The organism is Shewanella sp. ZOR0012, from assembly GCF_000798835.1.
In the GTDB taxonomy this organism is placed as follows: Bacteria; Pseudomonadota; Gammaproteobacteria; order Enterobacterales; family Shewanellaceae; genus Shewanella; species Shewanella xiamenensis.
This window is the reverse complement of the sequence record NZ_JTLE01000094.1, coordinates 1,058,529-1,084,953: the sequence shown is the minus strand read 5'-3', so window position 1 is coordinate 1,084,953 and position 26,425 is coordinate 1,058,529. Positions and strand designations below refer to the sequence as shown.

17 protein-coding genes, 4 tRNA genes and 1 pseudogene are annotated in these 26,425 nt (G+C 45.5%); 16 read left to right on the top strand and 6 right to left on the bottom strand.

Annotation, left to right across the window (positions count from 1 at the left end):
- From L976_RS06460 to L976_RS06430, 7 genes are all read left to right on the top strand, one after another.
- The coding region (locus L976_RS06460; protein WP_156143236.1) for a choice-of-anchor K domain-containing protein at positions 1-2,464 on the top strand (2,464 nt) is incomplete at its 5' end.
- Positions 2,465-2,556: 92 nt separating this feature from the next.
- A complete protein-coding gene (locus tag L976_RS06455) occupies positions 2,557-4,734 on the top strand; it encodes a type I secretion system permease/ATPase (RefSeq protein ID WP_047535309.1) in 2,178 nt (725 codons plus the stop codon).
- Positions 4,731-6,113 carry an HlyD family type I secretion periplasmic adaptor subunit gene (locus L976_RS06450; RefSeq protein WP_037423406.1) on the top strand — a complete coding sequence of 461 codons (1,383 nt, stop codon included), beginning with the start codon at positions 4,731-4,733 and terminating at the stop codon, positions 6,111-6,113. The genes L976_RS06455 and L976_RS06450 overlap by 4 nt, the downstream gene beginning before the upstream one ends.
- 26 nt (positions 6,114-6,139) lie before the next feature.
- Positions 6,140-7,555 (top strand): type I protein secretion system protein AggA, encoded by a 1,416-nt coding sequence (aggA, locus tag L976_RS06445; protein ID WP_047535307.1) that lies wholly within the window; start codon positions 6,140-6,142, stop codon positions 7,553-7,555.
- Positions 7,552-8,157: an OmpA family protein gene (locus L976_RS06440; RefSeq protein WP_047535304.1), complete on the top strand. Its 606-nt coding sequence runs from the start codon at positions 7,552-7,554 to the stop codon at positions 8,155-8,157. Before aggA ends, L976_RS06440 begins: the two co-directional genes overlap by 4 nt.
- Before the next feature lie 18 nt (positions 8,158-8,175).
- Positions 8,176-8,883, top strand: coding sequence for a transglutaminase-like cysteine peptidase (locus L976_RS06435; protein WP_047535300.1), 708 nt, complete (start codon positions 8,176-8,178; stop codon positions 8,881-8,883).
- A gap of 8 nt (positions 8,884-8,891) precedes the next feature.
- Positions 8,892-10,811: a bifunctional diguanylate cyclase/phosphodiesterase gene (locus tag L976_RS06430; RefSeq protein ID WP_047535297.1), complete on the top strand. Its 1,920-nt coding sequence runs from the start codon at positions 8,892-8,894 to the stop codon at positions 10,809-10,811.
- Positions 10,812-11,003: 192 nt separating this feature from the next.
- On the opposite strand, the gene L976_RS06425 is transcribed toward L976_RS06430, so the two are convergent.
- From L976_RS06425 to L976_RS06410, 4 genes are all read right to left on the bottom strand, one after another.
- Positions 11,004-11,080 (bottom strand) — tRNA-Pro (locus tag L976_RS06425).
- Between the two features lie 53 nt (positions 11,081-11,133).
- A tRNA-Pro gene (locus L976_RS06420) sits at positions 11,134-11,210 on the bottom strand.
- Positions 11,211-11,312: 102 nt separating this feature from the next.
- A tRNA-His gene (locus L976_RS06415) sits at positions 11,313-11,388 on the bottom strand.
- Between the two features lie 52 nt (positions 11,389-11,440).
- Positions 11,441-11,517: transfer RNA gene (locus L976_RS06410), tRNA-Arg, on the bottom strand.
- Positions 11,518-11,724: 207 nt separating this feature from the next.
- Between L976_RS06410 and L976_RS06405 the strand changes: the two are divergent.
- Positions 11,725-14,356 (top strand): annotated as a pseudogene (locus L976_RS06405) (diguanylate cyclase domain-containing protein).
- 20 nt (positions 14,357-14,376) lie between these two features.
- Here L976_RS06405 and rep read toward each other — a convergent pair.
- Positions 14,377-16,392, bottom strand: a complete 2,016-nt coding sequence (gene rep, locus L976_RS06400; RefSeq protein ID WP_037423389.1) for a DNA helicase Rep — start codon at positions 16,390-16,392, stop codon at positions 14,377-14,379.
- Positions 16,393-16,717: 325 nt separating this feature from the next.
- On the opposite strand from rep, the gene L976_RS06395 reads away from it, so the two are divergent.
- The 6 genes from L976_RS06395 (at position 16,718) to L976_RS06370 (ending at position 22,753) form a co-directional block, all read left to right on the top strand.
- Complete coding sequence (locus L976_RS06395; protein ID WP_037423387.1) at positions 16,718-17,290, top strand: TetR/AcrR family transcriptional regulator; 573 nt, start codon at positions 16,718-16,720, stop codon at positions 17,288-17,290.
- 20 nt (positions 17,291-17,310) lie between these two features.
- Positions 17,311-18,429 carry an efflux RND transporter periplasmic adaptor subunit gene (locus L976_RS06390; protein WP_037423385.1) on the top strand — a complete coding sequence of 373 codons (1,119 nt, stop codon included), beginning with the start codon at positions 17,311-17,313 and terminating at the stop codon, positions 18,427-18,429.
- A 13-nt stretch (positions 18,430-18,442) separates the two neighbouring features.
- Positions 18,443-21,532, top strand: coding sequence for a multidrug efflux RND transporter permease subunit (locus L976_RS06385; RefSeq protein WP_047535294.1), 3,090 nt, complete (start codon positions 18,443-18,445; stop codon positions 21,530-21,532).
- Between the two features lie 116 nt (positions 21,533-21,648).
- Positions 21,649-21,903: a ubiquinone biosynthesis accessory factor UbiK gene (ubiK, locus tag L976_RS06380; RefSeq protein ID WP_023266071.1), complete on the top strand. Its 255-nt coding sequence runs from the start codon at positions 21,649-21,651 to the stop codon at positions 21,901-21,903.
- 93 nt (positions 21,904-21,996) lie between these two features.
- Complete coding sequence (locus tag L976_RS06375) at positions 21,997-22,329, top strand: hypothetical protein (RefSeq protein WP_023266072.1); 333 nt, start codon at positions 21,997-21,999, stop codon at positions 22,327-22,329.
- Between the two features lie 58 nt (positions 22,330-22,387).
- Positions 22,388-22,753, top strand: coding sequence for a hypothetical protein (locus L976_RS06370; RefSeq protein WP_037423378.1), 366 nt, complete (start codon positions 22,388-22,390; stop codon positions 22,751-22,753).
- Here L976_RS06370 and L976_RS06365 read toward each other — a convergent pair.
- Entirely contained in the window at positions 22,750-23,916 is a 1,167-nt protein-coding gene (locus L976_RS06365; protein ID WP_047535291.1) for a winged helix-turn-helix domain-containing protein, read from the bottom strand. The genes L976_RS06370 and L976_RS06365 overlap by 4 nt on opposite strands.
- A 235-nt stretch (positions 23,917-24,151) precedes the next feature.
- Between L976_RS06365 and L976_RS06360 the strand changes: the two genes are divergently transcribed.
- Together L976_RS06360 and creD are read left to right on the top strand one after the other, a co-directional pair.
- A complete protein-coding gene (locus L976_RS06360) occupies positions 24,152-24,679 on the top strand; it encodes a hypothetical protein (protein ID WP_037423373.1) in 528 nt (175 codons plus the stop codon).
- A gap of 162 nt (positions 24,680-24,841) precedes the next feature.
- Positions 24,842-26,320 (top strand): cell envelope integrity protein CreD, encoded by a 1,479-nt coding sequence (gene creD, locus L976_RS06355; RefSeq protein WP_047535288.1) that lies wholly within the window; start codon positions 24,842-24,844, stop codon positions 26,318-26,320.
- Positions 26,321-26,425 lie beyond the last annotated feature (105 nt).

The window sequence follows — 26,425 nt, the reverse complement described above, 5'->3', positions numbered from 1 at the left end:
TACACCTAATGCCAACTGGAACGGTGCAGTTCCAGTCATTACGTACACCACCAACACCGGTGCCATAGCGACCCTGACTATCACTGTCACCCCCGCAGATGATCCAGTGACGATCATTAATACGGTTGGACCATTAAATGTTTATGAGTCGGCTTTAGCAAATGGCACCGGTAATCCGAGTACAGGACAAACATCTGCTCAAGGCAGCATGAGTATTACGGCTAATGATGGGTTAAATAGAATAGAAGTTACAAACTCTGTTGGCATAACCTCAACTTTAACATTAGCAACACTACTAAGTGCATCATTAACATCCCCAATTGTTATTGCTGGTGCTAATGGAACGCTTTACATTACTGGTTATAGCAATGGTCAGTTGCAATACACCTATACTCTTACCCATGCTCAAACTCATTCTACGCAAGGAAGTGATACGCTTAATGATAATTTCCAAGTTAAGGCTATCGACACCGATGGCGATTTTGCGACAACGACAATAACAACGACCGTCCATGATGATGTTGCTACTGCGCATAATGATACTGACCAACTAGAAGTAGTTTTAGACTCCTTTAACTTCTCCGGTATTGTGGCAAATTGGACAACTATCAACGGCGGCTCAGATGTCAGGAAGTTTGATGGTCCTGACAATGATAGCGGCAAAGATCAAGTCCGCTGGGGTGATCCTGCGAGCTATAATGGAAGTCAATCGGGATATGGTTTTGCTGACAATGATGCCGCTCTAAATGGCTCATTATCACTAAACCAAGATATAGTACTTGGTACTTTCACTCACTATAACTACCCGATTGATTCAGGCACATCTATCACATCTGCAACAATGCAAATCACTTTTAATGTGACTGATGCCTATGGTGTTACAACACCTGTAACTTTAACACTCAACTTTAGCCATAATGAAACGCCGAACGATGGTCCAGATCCTAGGGATATAGTGACTGTAGGGCAAACAAGTGTAACCTTTAATTACGAAGGTCAAGTTTACACAATGCAAGTCATTGGTTTTAAAGATAGTAATGGCAATATAGTTACTTCGATTTATACCAATGAAAATGATGCAACTAGCTATCAACTAGTGGTTCGTATGGTGGCGGGTAATGGATATACGTTGCCGCATACCGATGGCAATGTACTAACCAATGATACAACTGGTGCAGATACTGCTGTTACAGTCATTGGAGTTGCTAATGGTGACCATACAAATACGGGCGTATCGGGCCATGTAGGTACAACTATTAATGGTCTTTACGGCACATTGATACTTTATGCTGATGGAACCTATCACTATCAATTGACTGCGAGTGCAGATCTAATCCCAGCCTCTGGTGCAACAGAAACCTTTACCTACACTATGCAAGATGGTGATGGAGATAGATCAAGTGCAACACTAAAAATTAATGTGAGCCCCGTAAATGCTGATGGCGTCAACCTTGTCGATGCCAATGCGTTTACAACTCAAGGTTCTAGTTTGAATGATACTATCGTTGTGACAAATGGTGAAAACTCATCCAGTCACAATCGTCTAAATGTTACTTTTGGTGGTGGTTTAAGTGGCATCATTACAAACAGCAGTGAACAAAAAATTGTTTCTTCTGGAGCTAACAAAAAGAGCTATAGCACTACTGATGCTCAAATTGTAAGTGGAGGTGATGGTAACGACCATATCGAAACAGGTAGGGGCGATGACGTTATATACGCTGGCAAAACTGGTGCAATTGGTTATGGAACTGATGATCAACTCGAGTTATCAGTGAATGCTCTATCAACTCACCATATAATGACAGGCACATTAAGCGGTACAAATAGCATCGTTGATAACGATGGCTTGTTATTAGCCAATGATGTTGCATCTCAAAGAGCTGATGTTGTGAACGGTGGCAGCGGTGATGACCGAATTTATGGTCAATCCGGCTCTGACATTCTCTATGGTCATACAGGAAATGATTATATTGACGGCGGCAGCCATAACGATGCGCTTCGCGGCGGTGAAGGCAATGATACCTTAATTGGTGGCCTTGGTGATGATGTACTACGTGGCGATAGTGGCGCAGACACCTTCGTATGGCGCTATGCTGATGCCGACAAAGGTACTGACCATATTATGGACTTTAAGGTCGGTGAAGATAAGCTCGATCTAAGCGACTTACTCCAGGGTGAAACGGCGAATACGTTAGAAAGCTATCTAAGCTTTAGCTTAAACAATGGTTCAACCGTGATCGATATCGATGCAAACAAGGATGGCACGTTCGATCAACACATTGTGCTTGATGGGGTTAACCTCTATAGCCAATTTGGTGCAACGGATAATGCGGGTATTATTAATGGATTGCTCGGAAGCAATGGTAATGGCCCACTCATTATTGATACAGCGCCACCAGTAACACCTGATGCACCTCAAGGAGTGACACCACTGACCGATCCACACAACAATATCATTCCTTAATAAAAAATCAGTTCGGATGGCCTATAGAAATATAGGCCATCATGACCGATACTTCTGATAAGTAAATAAAAAATCAAAGGATAGATAATTAGGTGCCTGTTACAGCGTCTGAAAAAGTTGAGCAGTGGACGATATCCGCATCACAGCGAGTAATTGTTGACCCACTGCTAGATTGTTTAGTGCTTCTGACTGAACATTTTGGTAATCCATGCTCAAGTGAATCACTTGCGGCAGGCTTGCCTTTGTCTGGAGCGGTATTAACACCCGACCTGCTTCCTCAAGCAGCATCTCGTGCAGGGTTAGCAGCAAAATTATCTCGTAAGGGTTTAAATGAGATCTCGCCGATACTGCTACCCTGTATTTTATTATTAAAAGACAAGAAAGCCTGTATTCTGCGGGAATTAGACCTCGAGTCAGATAGAGCAATCATCCAACTGCCAGAAACGGGCGGTGAAGAAAAACTCACCATTGAGTCACTTGAAACTTTGTATGTCGGCTATTTGTTCTTAGTCAAACAAGAATATCGTGGCGACATGGGGTTTGATGTCTATTTGCACGATAATAAAACCCACTGGTTAGTTCAAACCTTAAAAGACTCCGCGCCCATTTATCGAGATGCGTTAATCGCCTCGGTGTTGGTCAACATATTTGCCTTAGTTTCTCCCCTGTTTATTATGAATGTGTACGACAAAGTCGTACCTAATTTAGCTTTTGACTCCCTTTGGGTATTAGCGATTGGCGCATCAATTGCCTATTTATTTGACCTTGTTATGCGGCAACTTAGAAGCTACCTAATTGATGTGGCTGGGAAAAAAGTTGATATCATTGTCTCGTCGAAGCTATTTGCCAAAGCAATTGGTATTCCATTGGAAAAACGTTCCCCAAGCATTGGTGGTATGGCAAAACAACTGGGAGAATTTGACAATATTCGGGAAATTTTAACTTCAGCAACGATAACAACACTTGTCGATCTTCCTTTCGCACTCTTTTTCCTTATCGTGATTTATATTGTTGCAGGTGATTTAGCCGTGATCCCTGTCGTGGGAGGCTTGATCATTATCGGCTTTACACTTTATACCCAACCTAAATTAAAAGCGGCGATTGAAGAAGGTAATAAGTTTTCCAGCTTAAAACATGGGCATTTGATAGAAAGTCTTTCGGCGTTAGAGTCTATAAAAGCCAACGGCGCAGAAGGTATTGTCCAAAAAAGTTGGCAACAAATGATCGGCCATAGCGCTAACTGGCAATTAAGATCCAAAAAACTGTCTAACTCAGTCTCAAATTTCGCTAACTTTATTGTGCAATTTTCCGTTGTATGTGTGGTGATTTTAGGCGTTTATCGTGTGTCTGATAACGCTATATCTATGGGGGGGATCATCGCTGCGGTGATGTTATCGAGTAGAGCAATAGCGCCAATGGCACAACTTGCAGGACTGATGACGCGCGCCAACCACACAGCCAGTGCACTGCGTCAACTCAATGAGCTCATGGTGCAGGAAGATGAGTTTGAAAATAAAGGCCACTTGGTGAGTAAGCAGCGTTTAATCGGGAAAATTAATGCTGACCATGTTGGATTTAGTTATCCCGGCTCAGAAAAGCCAGTGCTTCACCCGCTCTCATTAACCATCAACCCAGGTGAAAGGGTTGCAATTATCGGTCGTAATGGTTCAGGTAAAAGTACCTTAGCCAAACTTCTCGTTGGACTGTTCCAACCCACAACCGGTAGCCTACGTTACGATGGGGTCGATTCGGCACAAATTCATCCTAGCGATCTGCGCCGTAACTTTGGTTACTTACCGCAGGACGTCACCCTCTTCCACGGTACCATAAGAGATAACATTCTCTTTGGTACTCGCCAAGTGACAGAGCATCAACTTATCCGTGCAGTACAGCTTTCAGGTGTCAGTCAGTTCACCCATTTGGAGGCTGAAGGCCTAGATCAACAAGTCGGCGAAGGTGGCATGTCTCTTAGTCGTGGACAAAGACAAACCGTTGCCCTAGCTCGGGCGACTCTCAACGATCCGCCAGTATTGCTAATGGATGAGCCTACAGCCAGTTTAGATGCGAGAGCAGAACAACAGTTTATTCGCTCAATGCAAAATGTCAGCAAGGATCGAACCTTGCTATTAATCACTCACAAAATGCATTTATTACAATTAGTTGACCGTATTATTGTGCTTGAAAGGGGACATGTTGTTGCTGATGGTCCTAAAGCTGAAGTGTTAGAAAAACTCAATTTTGGCCTTGTAAATGGAGGCTCCAGACAATGAGTAAAAATCTAACGGCAAATGATTTAGACATGGTTGATGATGTTTACGGTGCCATGATGACAGATGCCCCAAGTGGACATAGGCTCATCATATGGGCGTTAGCTGCCATGGTTGTGTGTTTTCTACTTTGGGCAGGTTTTGCCAAACTGGATAAGGTGACAACGGGTTCAGGGAAAGTTATCCCTTCTTCTCAAGTTCAAGTCATTCAAAGTCTTGACGGCGGTATCATGCAAGAACTCTTTGTGAGAGAGGGTGATATTGTCACTAAAGGTCAGCCACTTGTACGGATTGATGATACCCGCTTTCGCTCCGATTTTGCCCAGCAAGAGCAAGAGGTCTTTGGCTTAAAAACCAATGCCATCCGAATGCGCGCAGAATTAGATAGCATTCTTATCTCAGATATGACTTCTGACTGGCGTGAACAAGTTAAAATTACCAAAAAAGCTTTAGTATTTCCCGATAGTATTCATGAGGCTGAACCCGCCCTAGTGAAAAGACAACAGGAAGAATATAACGGTCGCTTAGATAATCTGAGCAACCAACTGGAGATTCTGGTTCGTCAGATACAACAAAGGCAACAAGAAATCGATGACCTTGCCTCAAAAACGACGACCTTAACAACCAGTATGCAGTTGATTTCTAGGGAGTTAGAGCTTACGAGGCCTCTGGCTAAAAAAGGGATTGTGCCCGAAGTTGAATTACTTAAACTCGAACGCGCAGTGAACGATGCTCAGGGGGAATTAAACTCATTGAGACTGCTTAGGCCGAAACTGAAAGCAGCATTAGATGAAGCAATATTAAAGCGCCGTGAAGCGGTATTTGTTTACGCTGCAGATCTTCGTGCACAACTTAACGAAACACAAACCCGTTTATCCAGAATGAACGAAGCACAGGTGGGAGCCCAAGATAAGGTTAGCAAAGCGATTATAACTTCCCCTGTAAACGGCACCATTAAGACTGTGCATATCAACACCTTAGGAGGCGTGGTTCAACCCGGAGTTGATATAGTTGAAATCGTGCCATCTGAAGACCAGTTACTGATAGAAACCAAGATCTTACCTAAGGATATTGCGTTTTTACATACAGGCTTACCTGCAGTAGTTAAGGTGACTGCCTATGACTTTACCCGTTACGGTGGTCTTAAAGGTACAGTAGAGCATATTAGTGCCGATACATCACAGGACGAAGAAGGAAATAGCTTCTACCTTATAAAGGTAAGAACCGAAGAATCGAGTTTGATAAAAGACGATGGCACAGAGATGCCAATTATACCGGGGATGTTAACTAGCGTTGACGTTATCACCGGACAAAGATCCATTCTTGAGTACATTTTAAATCCAATTTTAAGGGCTAAGGACACAGCGCTCAGAGAGCGTTAAGCCTGTTATAAACCGGGAGGTTTGCAATGAAGACTTTAGTAAGACGACAATTTCAATGTTCAAAAATAGCGGTTCTGCTGTCAGCTATCTTGCTTCCACTATCGGCTCAAAGCCAAACGCTTGAGCAAGCGGTTGCGCACACGCTCGATACCAACCCAGATCTACGAGTGGCGTTTAACCGATTCAAAGCGAGAGAAGAGCAAGTAAATCAGGCAATTGCTGGTTATATGCCAACAGTCGATCTCACTGGTGGCTATGGCTACGAGCAGACGGATAGCGTATCAACCCGTCGACGCAAAAACGTCGGCGATGTTGATAGCAATGGCGTCGCGGAACTCAACCGCGGTGAGTTTGGTATTAGCCTAAAACAAATGCTTTTTGATGGTTTTTATACCAGCAGTGAAGTTGACCGTTATAGCTTTGAAGCCAGTGCAGACCAGTGGGCCTTACTTGCTGCTGCTGAAGATATGGCATTGGATGTCAGCAAAGTCTATCTCAACTACCTTCGTACTGATGAAGTGTTGAAACTGGCTGAAAAAAATCTTAACAGCCATAAAGAAATTTATGATCAAATCAAGCAACGTACTGATTCAGGTCTAGGCTCAACAGCCGATCTATCACAAATATCAGGCCGTCTTGCAAGGGCAAATGCGAATGTGATTTCTGCTCGAAATAATTTGCTCGATGCTAAAGCGCAATTTATCCGAGTTGTGTCTGCCGACCCAGTTGACTTAATTCAACCCGTTCCAGATGCCGATATGTTACCAAAGGATTTAAACAGTAGCTTAGCTGACGCAGAGAAAAATCATCCTATCCTTAAATCTGCAGCAAACGATATTCGTGCTGCTGAAAATGAGCGTTCATCCGCCCAAGCCAACTATTACCCGCAAGTTTCGTTAGAGCTAAATGGTAGCTGGAACAATGATGTGGGTGGCGAAGATGGCGTAAGTGCATTAGCGAGCCAAAATGTAGGTGGTTATAGCAACGACATCGTCGCCATGGTGCGAGTAAGATATAACCTCTTCGCTGGCGGTAAAGACCTCGCTCGTGAAAAAGAATCAGCCTATAAGCTGGGTGAAGCCAAAGAAATCCGTCAACGCGCTCAAAGAGAAGTCGTTGAGGGCGTCAATCTAGCTTGGAACGCGTACGAAATGTTAGCACCTCAAAAGCAATACATTCGTGACCATGTCATTGCAGCCAAAGATACTCAGTCCGCTTATGCGCAGCAATTTAACCTTGGTCAACGCAGCTTACTCGACTTACTTGATACTGAGAATGAATTGTTCGAAGCACGTAAGGACTACTTACAAGCTGAATATGATGAAATCATTGCTAAATATCGCGTGCTTAACGCGACAGGCCGCTTACTCGACTCACTGAAAGTGACGCGTCCGGAAGCATGGCGCGGAGAGCGTAGCTACGAAGGAGGAGCCAACCAATGAAAACCACTATCCTATTCCTTAGCGTGGCGCTTTTAGCAGGTTGTTCCATGCGTGATACAGTCAATATTGAAGATATGACAACAACTCAAGCATACGATCTTTCCGATAAGGATAGTGATGGAGTAGTTGAAGCCCGTGAACGCTGCAACGATACTGTTAAAGGTGCAGGCACGGATAACTACGGCTGTGGTCAGATCAAATCAATTAATGAGCGTAAGGAAATCAATGTATTATTTCCCAATAACTCAGCATACATTGCACCTGATTATTACCCGCAAATTGAAGAGATCGCAATATTCTTACGTCAATACCCCACAACGAAGGTGACCATTGAAGGACACACAAGTCGTACGGGTACAGATGAAAGAAACTCGGTATTATCACAGGAACGTGCTGATGCCGTTACCGCCGTTCTTGCCGAACGTTTTGGTATCGACAGAAGCCGACTCACCGCCATAGGATATGGCTCAAGTCGTCCAGTCGTTTTAGAACAGACACCTGAAGCAGAAATTCGTAATCGCCGAGTCGTCGCTGAAGTGACGGGTGATGACACCGCTACAGATATGAAGTGGACGATTTATTCCGTCGATGACACCAAATAAGGGCTAACAGAGTAGGTTATGAACGGCAGGCCAAAGGATATAAATGCATTTTTTCGCGCCTGCCGCTCAAGCCTAATTGCGTCTGCGTTGGGGATTAGTTGCCTGTATGCGGCACCGACCCAAACACTCGATGAAGCAAAAATCACCTCAACGCTAGAAAAACGCTATGGTGAGCGAGCAGGAATGCGAGCAAGAGCTTGGTTTAAAGTATTAGCAGAGGCAAACACGGTTGACGAAAAAGACAAGCTATTGAAAGTTAATAACTTTTTTAACTTATTTCGTTTCGTTGATGATATAAAATTATGGGGAGAATCAAACTATTGGGCCACTCCAATGGAGTTTATTGGAGTCAATGGTGGAGATTGTGAGGATTTTTCAATCGCCAAGTATTTTACACTGCTTCAATTAGGTGTGCCCGAGGATAAAATGCGGATCACCATGGTTAAAGCAACCAGTGTTAATCAGTATCATATGGTATTAGCTTACTATGATACCCCTTCCTCCATCCCTTTAGTGCTTGATAATCTTGATCATGTCATCAAACCCGCAACTCAGCGTAAAGATCTTATACCCGTATACAGCTTTAACGGTAAACAGTTATGGCTTAACAAAGAACAGGGACGAGGCGTTTTAGCTGGCTCGTCAACACGACTCGAAAAATGGAATGACCTAAACCATAGGTTAGGGGTTGATCGCTTAAGACAGCCCAAATTAAAACTGGAGTAGCACCCAAGATGACACTGTTTAGACAGATTTATTCGCTGCTTTTTAGCCTATTCTTGTTAGTAGTAGCAAGTCTTGGCTATGTGCAATTTACTGAGACTCAAAGCTTTTTGACCAAGCAAATGGAATCGGATCTAAACAATACCAGTACCTCGCTTGGATTAATGCTAACTCCCGCGCTTGAGGCGGGTGATACTGCAGCCGCAGAAACCTTAGTCAACGTTATTTTTGAAGGCGGCTATTATAAAAATATTAAACTGACGTGGATGGTTGACGGTAAACAGCAAGAATGGGCTAACCCTATTAAAATTGATGATGTACCTCAATGGTTTATCAATTTGAACCTATTTAAAACCATCAAAAAAGAAAGCACGATTACCTCTGGATGGTTACAGCTAGCTCAGCTTGAAATCACTGCGCACCCAGGATTTGGTTACCATGAATTATGGCGCATCATGTCCAATACTATTATCGCCTTTTCGTTGCTGTTTTTAGTCGCTATTTTTACCGCAAGATTAGGATTAACTTGGATTTTAAAACCACTACACGCTTTATCTGATCATGCTAAAAGGATTGCGGCTCGCCAGTTTGGGCCAGATATGCCTTTGCCTAAAACCACAGAACTCAAAGATCTCGTTACCGCGTTCAATAGCATGTCAGCTCAACTAAAACAGCTCTTCCAATCACTCGATGAGGAGGTAGGTACTTTACGCAAAAAGAATCTCACAGACCCCGCCTCAGGACTGCCTAATCGCCAATATGTGGTGAGCCGTCTCAATGGCTGGTTAAGCGAACCGAGCAGCGGCGCCCTGTTCTTAGCTAAGTTAGACTGGCTCGAAGAAGTTCACAGTAAATATGGCTATCAGGTTCGCGATGAAACCATTCGCCTATTGGCCGAAAAACTAGTCCAGCAATTAAATGAGATCACCCCCTCTGTGGTTGCGCGTATTGCCGCATTTGAGTTTGCCTTCCTTGTAACCGATGTAGAACATGATCAAATTAGCAAATATTTGCAAACGCTGATCCGCACAATCAATCAAGAAATATCAAAAGCAGGTTGTAAGCCCAATGAGAATTTTGCGATTGGGGTGGCTGAACGGATTGGCCAAATGAAGGTCTCCGATATTCTTGCCCAAGCAGACAACGCTCTGCAAAAAGCGCTCAAAGAGAATAAAACCTTCCATTGGTTCGAGACAACTGAACAACAACTTTTCACCCGAGAACAATGGCGTGACAACCTTAGCCACGCGATTAGCAACAAAAAGTTCAAGTTCCGTTGGCAACCTATCCAATTTTGTAATGGCGATGGCGTGAGCCAAAGAGAGCTCTATTGCCAACTCGAGTTGGGTGATAAGCTCGCTCATGCTGGCCAGTTTATGCCTTACATAGAGCTACTGTCACTCGGCTCATTACTCGATAAATGCCTCATTGAGACTGTCTACGAGCAAAAACTGCTTGAGCGTCATTACGAGCCTTTAGCGATAAACTTAACGCATCAAAGTATTAGTGATACACAGTTCCACGACTGGCTTAATCACTTCCTGCGCACGGCTCAGCAGGTTGAACGGATTTGCTTTGAGATCCCTGAAGCAGGGGTTTATAGCGACTTAGAATCCTGTACTCGCCTTTGCAATATTATTAGGGACAATGGTGCTAAATTTGGTATTGACCATTTTGGTAGACAATTTGGCTCCATGTCTTACCTCCAAGAGCTAAGACCAAGTTACGTTAAACTTGACCAATCTTTCTCTTACTATGACGAAGCATCACATAATAGCGAGCTCTGCCGTGCGATTATCAATGTAGCTAGAGGATTAGATATTCAGGTGATAGTGACAGGAATTCAAGAAAAGGCTCAGCTAGAGCGCTTCAATGAGCTAAAAACGGATGCCTATCAGGGCTTCATTGTCCCGCCAGAAAATATCGACTAAATCGAATACCATTGATTAAGGCTCCTTCGGGAGCCTTAATTATTTGAGATGTTGCTAACGGCCTTGAATCCTCGCAGCACCATGTCATGCAATCACAACGAGCCAGCAAGATACGAATAGCAAAACAGTACCAAGAGACAAATACAAAAAAGCCTCAGTACTTCTTTCGAAATTCTGAGGCTTCAGTGTAATTGGTCGGTGATAGAGGATTCGAACCTCTGACCCTCTGGTCCCAAACCAGATGCGCTACCGGACTGCGCTAATCACCGTAACTGTTAACTATTTGCTTGAAAACTCAAACGCGCTAGTTATGCGAAGAATGTGGTCGGTGATAGAGGATTCGAACCTCTGACCCTCTGGTCCCAAACCAGATGCGCTACCGGACTGCGCTAATCACCGAAATTTACTTTAGCTAAAGAGAGTAAAACCCTCTGGTCCGCTCTTATCCAAAAATCTGGATGCGCTATCGGACTGCGCTAATCACCGAGATGTTAAATGAAATGGGGTGACTGATGGGGCTCGAACCCACGACAACCGGAATCACAATCCGGGACTCTACCAACTGAGCTACAATCACCACTGAATTTCACTTTACTGCTAACCTCAAGCTCACAACTCATTCGGAGAGATGGTGCGCCCAAAAGGATTCGAACCTTCGGCCTCACCCTCCGGAGGGGTGCGCTCTATCCAGCTGAGCTATGGGCGCTCGCCTTGGTTAGCGCCGCATATAGTATGGACAAATAGCCTTTGAGTCTATAGCTGTTTTGCACTTTTTTTACTGACTGCTCAAGTTTTGATACATTAGCATGCTTTTTCAGCGAAAACACAGTTAAAATATGACTTGGATGTTACGGTATTTCGTGCTAATTATAACGTTTGGCAACAATTAACGCAGAACTGATTAGTGAGTATCATGTTTAGGGATGAAGATGAAACTACCCAACCTCGAGCTCCTGAGCTTGAACGCTTAAAAAAAAAGACTTAATCGCCTTAAATATTTGGCGCATAAGTACAAGCGGGCGGAAGTCGTTCAAAATGCGTTACTCGAATTATCCCATATTGCCACTCAGGTTCCTTCCCTTGAAGAATTCTATTTAGGGGTTCACCACCACCTAAAAAAGCTTATTTCTGCTGATAATTTTTTTATCGCGACTCTCGATATCAATACCAACACCATTTCGGTTCCCTTCTTTGCCGATGAAAAAGATGCCCATCCTGCCCAGCTTTATCCCGAGCAATCCCTATCAACGCTGTTGCAACAAGGATTAACAGGTTATGTGTTTCGCACAGGAAAAACCCTACTATGCGATGAATCCAAGGTTGAAGAGCTGGTCGAAGCGCAGGAGATCGTCAATTTAGGTTCTCCTTGTCACCTTTGGCTTGGAGTGCCTATCAAGCATGAAGGCATAGTCACTGCCGTACTGGTAGTACAAACCTATGATACCAATGTCAGTTATGGCGATATCGAGGTCGAGTTAATGACCTTTATTTGTCACCATATTGCTGGCGTGATGGAAAGACTTAAGCATCAAGAACAGCTAGAGCAAGCAATACAACAACGGACTAAAGAGCTTAGCCAAGCCTATGACAAGCTCAAGCAAGAAGTGTATGAAAGACGCAGAGCCGAGCGGCTGCAAAAATCATTATTTGAAATAGCAGAACTAGCAAGCTCTAGTTCAGATAATCCTGAATTTTATGCACAGCTACATAATGTGATTCGGCACCTTATTCCTGCCAATAACTGTTACATCGCACTGCTAAATGAACAAGGTACCCACTTAACCTTCCCGTTTTACGTTTCCCAATTAGGTAACCAACACCCTGGGACTCGGCCATTACAGGATGGGCTTACGGAGTATGTGCTCAAACACAAACGTCCACTACTGCTAGACCAGAATGATATTCATGGTTTGATTGCCTCAAAAGAAATTTACGCTAAGGCACCCACACTTAATCACACTCAAACAATGCATCAATGGATAGGTATCCCACTGTTTATCCATGATGTAGTACGAGGTGCGCTAACCATTTATAGCTTTAGCATGACCCAAAACTACCAAACGAAAGACTTGGAGTTACTCACCTTTGTGTCACAACATATCGGTGCTGCTATCGAGAAAAAACTCGCTGCAGAGTCATTACGCCGCAGCTATGAAGAACTAGAGGAAAAGGTTGCAGCTCGTACAACTGCACTCGCTGAGCTCAATAAGGACCTAGAGAAAGAGATCCGTCAGCGCCGTAATATGGAAGCTAAACTCGTTCATGATGCCAAACACGATGCGCTCACAGGATTGCCCAATCGTGCGATGTTTATGGAACGTCTCAATCAGGCTATCAAACATGTTCGCCGCCATAGCCTAGAACAGTTTGCCCTGCTGTTTATCGACCTCGACCGCTTTAAGCAGATTAACGATACTATGGGGCATTTGGAGGGCGATAGATTCTTAATTGAAACCGCCACTCGCTTACGCGGTTGCATCCGTAGCAACGATACCTTGGCGAGGCTCGGTGGCGATGAGTTTGTTATCCTGCTCGATACCATCAACGGCATCAACGATGCCCGTGATGTGGCCGAACGGGTCATTCAAAAAGTCTCACAATCCTACAAATTAGGGACAATCGAGTTTCACTCAGGTGCCAGTATCGGCATAACCATTAGTGGTAATAAGTTAGATACCAGTGAATCGATGCTACGTAATGCCGACACCGCAATGTACCAAGCCAAGGCGAATGGCAAAGGTTGTTATGTCATTTTTGACGATAGCGCGTCACAGCAAAAAATCCAGGATATTGCCTTCGAGAATGATTTTAAACAGGCGCTGCAAGCAGAGGAGTTACAACTCAATCTTCTCCCAATAGTTGATTTACAGACTCTACAACCCCATGCTTTTGAGTGTCGATTAATTTGGGAGCATCCCGTATGGGGAAGTATTCCGCACGAAGTTTTAAGCCAATTAGCTGAGCAAGCTAACCTCATGGTTGAGTTGGATAAGTATGCAATTAACTTACTGAATAAGCATTATCACCAGCTCGTTGTGAGCCATGGAGATAACCTTGATTTACACCTTATGCTTTCCAGTCAACATCTTAAACACAAGCATGTACTTCGTGGTCTTAAAAATGCGCTCAAACAAACTCAGCTTCCTCTCCCGCAGCTATGGTTATTTTTTAATGAAAAAGCCTTAGTTCAAGAAACAGAGAACCACATAAGCGGCTTTGAATTATTAAATAAGCAGGGGGTTAACTTAGGGATTAGCCACTACGGAAGCGGCCACAGTGCGTTAAACAGTTTGTTATTCCTCCCTGTAAAAGGCTTAAAGCTGGATGCGAATATCACGAAACAACTGCAAGATGAACAACACATAAAGCTGATGTCTGCCTATCAAAAGGCGGCCTCAACCTTAAACTTACAAACCTTTGTTGACGGACTTCATCACCCTGAGCAAATCAATATATTCAATGCACTAGGTTATCGCTTCGGCCAGGGTAGTGCCATAGCCCACCCTTTTACCTTAGTGGAAACCCTGCATCAGGTTTGCGCCTAAAACTGCAATTACATGATTAATTATGACTTCTTAAACATATCTCTTAAATTCGAGATATGGCTGCGCCCGGTCTGCATTCGCTCTTGCTCTGTTTGCTGTGGCTTACGGTTTTCCCAAATAAGGTCATCCTGCGGTAACTCATGCAGAAAGCGGCTCGGCTCGCAGCGCATAGTTTCACCAAACTGGCGACGCTCACGGCAGAGGGTGAACCATAGCTCACGTTGTGCCCGCGTTATCCCCACATAGGCAAGACGACGTTCTTCATCAACATTATCTTCATCTATGCTGGTTTGATGCGGCAGAATGCGCTCCTCAACCCCCACCATAAACACGAAGGGGAATTCCAGCCCTTTAGAGGCATGCAGCGTCATTAATTGCACCTGATCGCCGCCTTCATCTTCGCTGTTACGCTCCATCATATCTCTAAGCGTTAGGCGGTTAACCACTTCGGGCAAGGTCATAGGTTCATCTAATTCATCCCCAGAGAGCATTTCCGTCACCCAGCGATACAACTCGGAGATGTTTTTCATCCGCATTTCGGCGGCCTTCGCACTGGTACTGGTCTCGTATAAATAGTCTTCGTAATTAATCTTACGGATCAATTGTTTTACGGCTTCAACCGGTTCGCCCCGCTCGGCATGCTCGCCCGTATCGACAATAAAGCGGCCAAATTGATACAAGGCTGACATGGCATTAGGTGGTAAATGATGATTCAGCTCAGGATCAAAAATCGCCTCGAACATGGAGATATGTTTCTCGTTGGCAAAGTTACCCAAACGCTCCAAGGTGGATGGACCAATACCCCGTTTAGGTAAGTTAACCACCCGCAAAAAGGCGTTATCATCGTCAGGATTTACCACCAGTTTAAGGTAGCCCATGATGTCTTTAATCTCGGCACGGGCGAAAAACGAAGTGCCGCCGCTTAGCTTGTAAGGGATACGGTTCGTCATCAACGCCCGCTCAAGTAGGCGAGACTGGTGGTTACCGCGATACAGAATTGCGTAATCACCAAATTGGGTACGGCCGACAAATTTGTGGCGAATGATTTCGGCGACCACGCGCTCGGCTTCTTGTTCCTCATTGGCAGCAAACAGCACCCGCATCGGCTCGCCGTAGGCTAATTCACTAAATAGTGACTTATCATACACATGGGGATTGTTGGCGATAAGGATGTTAGCCGCCCGCAAAATGCGTTGGCTAGAACGATAATTTTGCTCAAGTTTAATCAACTTAAGCTTTGGGAAGTCTTTGCCCAACAGCACTAAGTTCTGCGGCTTAGCACCACGCCACGAATAGATGGATTGGTCATCGTCCCCCACCACGGTAAAACGCGCGCGCTCGCCCACCAGTAGCTTGACCATTTCATATTGGGAAGTGTTGGTATCCTGATATTCGTCCACCAGCAGGTATTGGATCTTGGTTTGCCAGCGCGTACGCACTTCTTCATGATGGCGTAACAATAGGGTTGGCAGCAGAATTAAGTCATCAAAATCCAAAGCATTGTAGGCTTTCATATGCTGGGCATAACGCTGATACAACAGGGCGAACAACTGCTGCTGTTCATCCTTTGCCAGCTTGCGCGCTTGGTCGGGAATAATCAGCCCGCCCTTCCAATTGGAGATGCTGCTTGCCAAGGCTTTGAGTAAATCTTTATCTTCCTGTAATTCTTTTTGAGTCAGCTCTTTAAGGAGCGCAAGCGTATCTTGGTCATCGAATAACGAGAACCCAGGCTTTAAACCCAGCACTTTATGCTCACGTTTTACAATCTCAAGACCTAAGGTATGGAAGGTCGAAATCCATAAACCTCTAGCCTCTTTACGCCCCATAGACTGTGCGACCCGCTCCTTCATCTCGCGCGCCGCTTTGTTGGTAAACGTCACTGCGGCGATATTGCGGGCATTGTAACCACACTTTTGCACTAGATAGGCAATCTTGTTGATAATTACCCGCGTTTTGCCACTGCCCGCGCCCGCTAATACTAAGCAAGGCCCAGAAACATAATGAACGGCATCATTTTGGGCAGGATTGAGTTTCATCGTCGCGCAATATCCAAACAAGTCTTCAGAAGGGGGATCGGATCATAGCAGAAGCGAAGGTTTTAAGGCCAACAAATCCCCAGATATCAATTGAGCAAACAATAGAAATGACTTGTCTCTTCAAATGAATAAGCATTTGAATATGACATCCTAAAAACCAGTCAAATATGCTGCAATCATTGTGCAGGCAAGCTTATTACAAAATAACTTTCTTAAATCACACTTTTGCCATTTTTTGAGCTAATTTGTTGCTAAGGTTGATAATGCGCAGTAGAATCCAGCATGAATGAACGTTCATTCATAGATGTCAATATCGGAAAGCAGAATGGATAACAAACGTGACTTAATACTTCGCTCCGCCGAAAAAATCATTGCGACAGCAGGCTTACATAACCTTTCAATGCAAAAACTAGCAGTAGATGCAGGCGTTGCCGCAGGTACGATCTACCGCTACTTCAAAGATAAAGAAGATTTGATCATTGAACTGCGTAAAGACGTATTACAACAAATTGCCAGTAAGTTGCTTGAAAACATTAATGAAGGCAGCTTTGACGAAAAATTTCGCCGCCTATGGTTCAAGATTGTTGAACTGGGTCGTGAACAATCCCATGCAAATTTGAGTTTTGCTCAGTATTCCCACCTCCCAGGGGTAGATGCACCTGAGCACCAAGCATTTGAAAGAGAAATATTTCAACCGCTACACCAATTATTTGAGCAGGCAAAAAACCAAGGAATGATTCAAAAGCTTGATAATACCTTGTTGTTTTCTATCGCCTTTGAGCCAGCTATCGCTATAGGCAAACGCCTACGGCGAGGCCATTTGGAATGTACAGAAAATGAAATCCGGCGGGCATGTGAATTATGCCTAAAGGCCATTTCAATCAATCTTCAACTTTAACTCTAGGAATCTTTAGCACCATGAAAAAATGGACTCTAAGTATGCTAGCGATCGCTGTACTTGCCTTTGGCTCAGTGATCGGCTTTAACCTGATGGTAAAAAATAAAATCGCCGAGGCGATCGCCAATATGCCAGAGGCTGAGTTTCCTGTAACAGCCATGACATTAGATATGCAAAAGTGGCAACCCACAATTGATGCGATTGGCTTTGTTGAGCCGCATCAAGGGGTGACCATCTCCAACGAATTAGCAGGACGCGTCACCAGCATTAATTTTGAAAACGGTAGCCGAGTGGAAAAAGGCCAACTACTGGCCGAACTCGATGCCAAAGTGGAAAGAGCCAACCTTAAAAGCAAAATGGTACAACTGCCCGCCGCTGAGGCCGACTTCAAACGCCTTTCAAAACTCTATGCGCAAAAGTCAGTCTCTAAACAGGATTTAGACAATAGTGAATCTAAATACTTGGCCTTACAGGCGGATATTGAAAGTTTAAAAGCCACTATCGAGCGCCGTGAAATCAGTGCGCCTTTCAGTGGTTTAGTGGGTATTCGTAACATTAACTTAGGTGAATATCTTCAGCCTGGTACCGATATTGTGCGTCTCGAAGATATCAGCACAATGAAAATCCGCTTCACTATTCCGCAAACCCAATTACCTCGTATTGCCGTAGGTCAAAAAATCCATGTGTTTGTGGACTCTTATCCTGAGCAACCCTTCGAAGGTGAAATTGCCGCGATTGAACCCGCCGTGTTTTACCAAAGCGGTCTGATCCAAGTGCAAGCACGCATTCCTAACGATAACGCCAAACTGCGTAGCGGGATGTTTGCCCGAGTATCCATCCTATTGCCAGAACTGAACGATCAGTTTGTACTGCCACAAACCGCCATCAACTTTACCCTTTATGGTAACTCTATTTACCTCATCAAAGAGGTCGAAGAAAACGGTAAAAAGCTGGCTAGAGTCGAGCAAATCAACCTGACGGTATTAGAGCGTAACGGCAATAACGCGCTGGTGAGTGGAGCGTTAAAAGCGGGAGATCGCATTGTCACCTCAGGGCAAATTCGCCTCAGTAACAACAGTAAAGTGACAGTGGTTGAAGACCAAGCCCTGACCCACTCCGACACTATGCCAAAGCTGTAATAGGAGCAAGATAATGCGCTTTACAGATATCTTTATTAGGCGACCCGTACTCGCCGCCTCAATCAGCTTTCTCTTGCTGCTGTTAGGCTTTAATGCCCTCAATAGCATGCAAGTGCGTGAATATCCGAAGATGACGAATACCGTAGTCACGGTATCGACCAGTTATTACGGCGCGGATGCAAATCTAATCCAAGGTTTTATTACTCAACCGTTAGAGCAAGCCTTAGCGCAGGCCGATAACGTTGACTTTATGACCTCAGAGAGCTTCCTCGGCACCTCGAAAATTTCGGTGTATATGAAGCTCAATACCGATCCGAATGGCGCCTTGGCCGATATTCTCGCCAAGGTGAACTCAGTAAGATCGCAACTGCCCAAAGAGGCTGAAGATCCCAGTGTTGAAATGTCCACTGGCTCGCAAACCTCTGTACTGTATATTTCATTTTTTAGTGATCAGATTAACTCAAGCCAGCTAACGGATTACCTTGAGCGCGTCGTCAAACCTCAGCTCTTTACCATTGACGGCGTTGCTAAAGTGAATTTATACGGCGGTATTAAATACGCCATGCGTATTTGGCTCGATCCCGCCAGAATGGGGGCATTTAACCTCTCCTCCAGCGATGTAATGCAAGTATTGCAGGCGAACAACTACCAGTCAGCGGTAGGTCAAACCAACAGTGTTTACACCCTTTTTAACGGCACCGCAGACACTCAAGTTGCCACCATCGAAGAGTTAAAACGCTTAGTGATCGGCAGTAAAGATGGTTTAGTCGTTCGTCTCGGTGATATTGCCGATGTTAGCCTCGAAAAGAGTCATGATATCTACCGCGCCTTAGCCAATGGCAAAGAAGCCGTGGTCATCGGCCTTGATGTCACGCCAACGGCTAACCCGCTTACCGTTGCGGCTGATACCCGCGCCCTGTTACCTGAAATTGAGCGTAACTTACCGCCATCCATTGAATCGAGCATTCTGTACGACTCCTCACTCGCAATTGATGAATCGATTAAAGAAGTGGTTAAAACCATTGGTGAAGCCGCGATTATTGTTATCGTGGTAATCACTCTCTTCTTAGGTTCGCTTCGCGCCGTGGTGATCCCGATTGTGACCATTCCGCTCTCGCTGATTGGGGTTGCCATCATCATGCAGATGTTTGGTTTTACGCTCAATCTCATGACCCTACTGGCCATGGTGCTCGCCATTGGTTTGGTGGTTGACGATGCGATTGTGGTGGTCGAAAACGTCGACAGACATATCAAGCTGGGTGAATCGCCCTTTAGAGCCGCGATTATCGGTACCCGCGAAATCGCGGTGCCAGTGATCTCCATGACCATTACCCTCGCCGCGGTTTATGCGCCGATTGCCTTAATGGGCGGGATCACCGGCTCATTATTTAAGGAGTTTGCCCTTACACTCGCAGGTTCTGTGTTTATCTCGGGCATAGTGGCACTGACACTGTCACCCATGATGTGTGCCAAAATACTCAAACCCCATACCGCACCTAATCGGTTCGAAATGGGAGTCGAAAACTTCCTCACGGGGCTGACTCGCCGTTACAGCAACATGCTAGATGCGGTGATGTTACATCGCCCTGTCATCGTCGCCTTTGCGATTATCGTGTTCGCTTCACTGCCAGTACTGTTTAAGTTTATCCCATCAGAACTGGCGCCCAACGAAGATAAAGGCGTGGTAATGATGATGGGCACGGCACCTTCGACTGCCAACTTGGACTACATCCAAGCCAATATGGGCTTAGTCACGGATATGATTAAGGCACAGCCTGAATCAGCCGCGTCACTCGCCTTTGTGGGCGTACCAAGTTCCAGCCAAGCCTTCGGGATCGCGCCATTAGTGCCTTGGAGTGAGCGGGATAAGAGCCAAAAACAAATGCAGGAGTTTTTTGCTAAAGAAGTGAAGCACATTCCTGGAATGGCGATTACAACGTTCCAAATGCCTGAACTGCCTGGGGCGTCGAGTGGTTTACCGATTCAGTTTGTGATTACCACATCAAACTCCTTCGCTAGCCTCTTTCAAATCGGTACAGGCGTACTGGAAAAGGTGCAAAAGAGTCCCTTGTTTGTGTACTCAGAAATCAACCTGAAATTCGATTCAGGCACCATGAAACTGCATATCAAGCGTGACTTAGCCGGGACCTACGGCGTGACCATGCAAGATATCGGGATCACACTCGCCACCATGATGAGTGATGGCTATGTGAATCGCATTAACTTGGATGGTCGCTCCTACGAAGTGATCCCACAGGTGGAGCGTAAACTGCGGGCGAACCCAGAATCGCTGGCTAATTACTATGTCAAAGCCGCCGATGGTAAATCCATTCCGCTATCCAGCTTGGTTGATATTGAAATGGTGGCCGAGCCTCGCTCACTGCCGCACTTTAACCAAATGAATGCCTTGACTGTGGGTGGTGTAGCCGCGCCAGGCGTAGCCATTGGTGATGCCATCAGCTTTTTGCAAAATATTGGCGATAATGAGTTACCTAAAGGTTATAGCTACGACTTCCTCGGTGAAGCGCGCCAGTTTGTCACTGAAGGATCGGCACTTTATGCCACTTTCTTGCTGGCAATTGCGATTATTTTCTTAGTACTCGCCAGCCAATTTGAAAGCCTTAAAGATCCCTTAGTCATCTTGGTATCTGTACCGTTGGCGATTAGCGGCGCCTTGATTGTACTCGGGTGGACCCATGTATTTGGCTTAGCCAAAATTAATATCTACACCCAGGTAGGATTAATTACGTTAGTGGGTCTTATCACTAAACACGGGATCTTGATGTGCGAAGTGGCCAAAGAGGAACAACTCCACCGTGGGCTATCTAAACTTGAGGCGATTAAACTGGCGGCAACCATCCGCTTACGCCCGATTTTAATGACCACTGCAGCGATGATTGCGGGTCTATTGCCGCTATTATTTGCTTCCGGCGCTGGGGCGGTAGCACGCTTTAATATCGGTATTGTGATTGTCGCTGGTTTATCGATTGGGACCATTTTTACCCTGTTTGTATTACCGGTGATTTATACCTATCTTGCTGAAAAACATGAGCCTTTGCCCGTGTTTGACGAAGATACCGACGGGCTAGCCCACAACAGCTAACCGCATCCAAGTAAAACCCACGTCCCTTAAGACGTAGGTTTTGCAAGGCGGTTTTCTTTTGAAAGCCAACGTACTAGGTTACAATCCACCCATTCAGTAAAGAGGCGGACAAGAAGATGATCAATCCAAAGAAAATCGAAGAAATGGCGAAGCAACTGAGCGATAGCCTGCCCAGCGGTCTTAAGCAATTTGCCGGCGAATTTGAAGAGCGCAGCAAGCAAGTGCTGCAAAATCAATTGCTCAAGTTGGATATGGTGTCCCGCGAGGAATTTGAAGTACAGCAGCATGTATTACTGAAAACCCGCGAGAAATTAGAAGCCCTGCAAGCACAAGTGAATGAGCTTGAGAAAAAGCTAAACGCCGCGGACTAACTTATAATGCGTGTTTGAAAGAGCACAGTTAGCGATGGCGCAGCTGTGCTTTTTTGTTTTAACACTTCAAGCATTAAGTCACTTAGGGAAATAATGCAACAACTCGCCAGCTACATCCTTGCTATTCAAGGCTATCCTAGCCCAGTGTCAGTGGTGAGCCACACCCAAGAGCAGCAAAGTTATCGAGACGATAATGCTGAAATGTGTGAATCTTTGACCTTATATCACTTCAACAACGGGGTTGTGGTCAGTCTGTTAAGCGAGCAAGATAAACAAGCTGATGAGCCAAACGCGGTTTGTGAGGATTATTGGTTGAGTTATCGAGTCGTCACCGCCAATATCGCGATTTCGCCGCAGCAAAAGTCCTTTAGCAATCTCTGCCAACAAGGCTTTTGGCTTAAGATGCAGCAAGGGCTTAACGAGTAAGAATAGCCGTCGGCGCTTAGACCTAGCGCCAGAGTTCGAATCGTCAGGGAAGAAAGCCATGGATATCGCAAGCACCACTTTTAATCAGGACTATCTGCTTTGGGGATTATTGCTCCTTGGCGGCCTGCCACTGCTCAGCTATCCCTTTGTAGTCCTCGCCAGCCTGATGGGACTTGCCAGCCGAACCACGATTAACGTGCACTGGTTTTACCGGCTGATGAATAAGAGTTTTCTGTGGGGAACCCTTGCCTATCCCTTAGTGTACATTCCCTGCTACTGGCTCGCGCGGGCGGAGAACAGTTCATTATCCTTAGCCTATGCCACCCTGCCGCTGCTCTTTTTAGCACTGCTGTACCTGTGCTTTCGCTGGATGGATGTACCGCCTAAAGACAAACGCCCAGATAATGACAAAGATCCCGATTAGATCTTCTGCTGCCGTGCGTATAGTTGTTTAAATTCCTTATGGTTAGCCTTCACCAGTTTCCAGCGGCTGCAACCATTAAAACGCGCATACTCAGTAACTGCCGCCTCAAATGCCGCACAAAAGCCATCATCCATGCCGCTAAATCCCTCTTCTAAAGTCAGCTGTTGTAATAACAGTAAACCGCTTTGCCGCTCGGCTTTCACATCCACTCGACCAACAAAGCAGTCACGCCACAAAATCGCGAGGGAGTAATAGCCATATTGGCGTTTTTCGGCGGGCACATAGACTTCAATTTGATAATCAAAATCAAACCATTGCTTTAATCGCTGCCGCTGAATTAATAGATTATCGAAGGGATTGAGTAACCAGACTCGATTGGGTATTGCAGCGGTTATTTGCAGCTCGGGGCGATAAAAATACCATTGCCCTTCCGCCTTAAAGCTTGCCAACTCACCTTGAGACTGCATAGCGGCTAATTGCTCATTCACATTAGCTTTTATGCCTTTGCGCAGATAAGCGATTTGCGCTGCCGAGCCAAAGGCATGGGCAGCGAGATAACGCTCAATCAAGTGGCGAGCAAATTCGCTCTCGCTTGGCGCTTGGGTATTGATATGCTCTGGCAGCACGCGCTCGGTAAGATCATAACATTTTTGAAATTTCTCCCTGCGCACCACCATTAACTCGCCGCGCATAAACAACTGCTCTAGCGCCTTTTTGGCGGGCTTCCAATCCCACCAGGCACCGTTTTTGCCTTCTGCATGTTCAAAGTCACTGGCCTTCAGTGGTCCTTCGGCGCGAATGCGGGCGCGCACTTCCTGCATCACCTTATCGTCTGGCTCAAACCAATGTTTGCCGCCATTTTGCAGCTGTTGTTTACGTTGCAAACTAAAACGGTAGTCGGCAATGGGTAAATATGCCGCCGCATGGGACCAATATTCAAAAATCTCGCCCTGTGCCAGCGCAGTATCTAACATCTGCGGTTGATACTGTGGTATCCGGCTATGCAACACATGGTGGTGCGCCCGCTCGACCACATTAATCGAATCGATTTGCACATACCCGAGACGGCTAATCAGCTCACAGACCGAAGTCTGCGGTTGTAATAAGCCCTGCTGTTGCATATTCAATTGCAACCACTCACGGGGTGAAAAAGGACTCGACATAAATTCTCCCAAAATGCTCAAAAACAATTGCGCCCAAAGATTGATGCCATGACTGACAGATGATCAAAAGGATAATCCTCTTACTTTTGTCGGATATTTCGTAAACTTAGCGTGAATTTGTCAGCTCGCGTACAACTTGAGTTAACATAGGGCATTTCCTCGCTTAGGGCTATCGCTTACCTCGAGTCAAACAACTCCCTCTTACAAAGGTTAGCCCCTCATTAAGGATTGATGAATGAATATCTATTACCGCGAAGCCAAACTCTGCGGCCGTAAAACCGGCAATGGTACTAAACTGCCATTTTTAATGAATATGCTGTACTCACTCGGTGAAAAGAATGGCGAGTTACAACCTTTCAGCATCGACGATATTAAGGCAGTCCTGTTTAACCAACATCAATCGATTGGCTGCTCCATCAAAGCGCCTTTACCCATAGTCTCTTGGCGCAGTGAAGCCATTTGGTACGAGCTATTCAAAGGTGAAGCGCCCGTGTATCTGCCCCAATGCATCACCTTTAGCAATGGCGCAATCGACTATGCGATTGTCGTGATTGGCGATGAGTATGAGCTACGTATTTGGCCGGACTGCAATAATCGTGAGCGTGAAAAACACCAATGGTTTTCACACCATGCCGCCGTCTACTCCGAAGAAATCGATGTCTTTAAAGAATGTCTTGAGACGCTACTCAAACATATCCGCAAGGAAGATGACTTTGAGGCTAAACACCCGAAATTTGGCAAACAACGCACCAGTTCAAAATAGGTTTTAGCGCACTTAAAGGCGATTGCCATAATTTTGCCACTATTGATCAGCAACTTGCCCGCAACTTCCGTGGGCAAATCTGCTTTAATACCCGCCGTAATATCGAGTTAGCCCAATAGTATGCAATGGCGACTCGCGCGTATTTCATAGGGAATGAAATCCATGTTTAACATTATTTTCTGGGTGCTCACGTTACTGAGTTTGGCGCTGTTTGGCGGCGCTATCTATTTAGTGGCGCGCGCACTCCTTAAAAAACTCAATCGTGATCAAGGAACCGATATGTCAACACAAGAGCCGTGGGCAGCAACCACTGCAAAGGGAACGGCATTAAAAAACACCACCTTATTAAAAGCCATCACCATTGGCATACTGTCGATTGTGGCCTTGCTACCGCTCGGGATCATTATGGATATGACGTCCGATCGCGAAATGCTTTACAACAGTGTGGTCGATGAAATCGGCCGCTCATGGGGCGAGCAGCAAACCCTCTCGGGCCCAGCGTTGGTAATCCCCTACAGTTATTTTGTGATGCAGGAAGAAGTCAGTAACGACGGCAAAACCCGCCACGAAGTGAAGCGCACCTATCAAGATGAGCTGGTGATTCTGCCGAAAAAGCTCACTCTCGATTTAGACCTAAAACATGATTTCCGTACCCGTGGCATTTATCAATCGCTGGTGTATAACGCGGCGCTTACGGGGCAGGCTGACTTTCGCTTAAATCGTTATGACATTCCTAACCTTATCGCCTTTGATAACAAAAATGCCCGTTTAGTCTTTGGTGTGTCATCAAACCAAGCAATTGATAAAGTGGAAAAGATTGAGGTGACAGGCGATTCAGTCTTACTATCTGGCTCGCTGATGTCGGGCACTGGCTTGACGACTGGTGGTCTAGAGAAAGGCTTTAACCAAGGGATCCAAGTCGGCGAAGCAAGTGATTTTAGCGTGAACTTTGCCATGACACTGCGCGGCTCTCAGTCGATTAGTGCCCTGCCATTAGGTGAGCAAACCTTGTTGAATATCCATGCCGACTGGCCGCACCCGAGTTTTAAAGGCTTACTCCCAGCAGAGCGCGAAATCACTACCAACGGATTTACCGCCAACTGGAATATCAGTCACTTAACTCGCAACTATCCGCAGGAGTTTATTAAGAGTAATCAGTCGACGCTTACCGAAGTCGTGGCCAATGCCATGTTATTTGAGCCAGTGACCCATTACGGCAAGATTGAGCGCTCAGTTAAATACGGCCTGCTGTTTATCGTACTGACTTTTATCATGTTATTTATTTTTGAACTGGGACAAAAGACCAGCCTAAGCACAGTGCAATATATGCTGGTTGGCAGTGCGATGGCCCTGTTCTACCTGCTGTTACTGTCACTCTCGGAGCACCTCGCCTTCCTGCAAGCCTATCTGATTGCCGCCTGTATTCCTGTGCTGTCGGTATCCGCTTATGTGGGCAGTGCCACCGCTAGCGTTAAACGTGGCGCGATAGTAGGCACTATGCTGGTGAGCTTGTATGCGGTGTTGTACTCAATACTGCAATTAGAAGATTACGCCCTACTGATGGGTACTGGCTTGTTATTAGTGGTTTTACTGATTTTGATGTTCGTAACCCGTCATCAACCCAAGGACACAGTGCAATAGCACCTACAGCTCCACCCTTGAAGCCCCCCGACAGCGCACTTTTTGCTGTCGGGATTTTTTTATTGGCAAGACCACATGTGACATGTAGCCTATTGCGTTTACTCG

What these genes read in the sequence shown, in the direction of transcription:
- L976_RS06450 (WP_037423406.1), top strand. Translation starts at nt 4,731, where the DNA reads ATGAGTAAAAATCTAACGGCAAATGATTTAGACATGGTTGATGATGTT.
- aggA (WP_047535307.1), top strand. Translation starts at nt 6,140, where the DNA reads ATGAAGACTTTAGTAAGACGACAATTTCAATGTTCAAAAATAGCGGTT.
- L976_RS06440 (WP_047535304.1), top strand. Translation starts at nt 7,552, where the DNA reads ATGAAAACCACTATCCTATTCCTTAGCGTGGCGCTTTTAGCAGGTTGT.
- L976_RS06435 (WP_047535300.1), top strand. Translation starts at nt 8,176, where the DNA reads ATGAACGGCAGGCCAAAGGATATAAATGCATTTTTTCGCGCCTGCCGC.
- L976_RS06430 (WP_047535297.1), top strand. Translation starts at nt 8,892, where the DNA reads ATGACACTGTTTAGACAGATTTATTCGCTGCTTTTTAGCCTATTCTTG.
- rep (WP_037423389.1), bottom strand. Translation starts at nt 16,392, where the DNA reads ATGAAACTCAATCCTGCCCAAAATGATGCCGTTCATTATGTTTCTGGG.
- L976_RS06395 (WP_037423387.1), top strand. Translation starts at nt 16,718, where the DNA reads ATGGATAACAAACGTGACTTAATACTTCGCTCCGCCGAAAAAATCATT.
- L976_RS06390 (WP_037423385.1), top strand. Translation starts at nt 17,311, where the DNA reads ATGAAAAAATGGACTCTAAGTATGCTAGCGATCGCTGTACTTGCCTTT.
- L976_RS06385 (WP_047535294.1), top strand. Translation starts at nt 18,443, where the DNA reads ATGCGCTTTACAGATATCTTTATTAGGCGACCCGTACTCGCCGCCTCA.
- ubiK (WP_023266071.1), top strand. Translation starts at nt 21,649, where the DNA reads ATGATCAATCCAAAGAAAATCGAAGAAATGGCGAAGCAACTGAGCGAT.
- L976_RS06375 (WP_023266072.1), top strand. Translation starts at nt 21,997, where the DNA reads ATGCAACAACTCGCCAGCTACATCCTTGCTATTCAAGGCTATCCTAGC.
- L976_RS06370 (WP_037423378.1), top strand. Translation starts at nt 22,388, where the DNA reads ATGGATATCGCAAGCACCACTTTTAATCAGGACTATCTGCTTTGGGGA.
- L976_RS06365 (WP_047535291.1), bottom strand. Translation starts at nt 23,916, where the DNA reads ATGTCGAGTCCTTTTTCACCCCGTGAGTGGTTGCAATTGAATATGCAA.
- L976_RS06360 (WP_037423373.1), top strand. Translation starts at nt 24,152, where the DNA reads ATGAATATCTATTACCGCGAAGCCAAACTCTGCGGCCGTAAAACCGGC.
- creD (WP_047535288.1), top strand. Translation starts at nt 24,842, where the DNA reads ATGTTTAACATTATTTTCTGGGTGCTCACGTTACTGAGTTTGGCGCTG.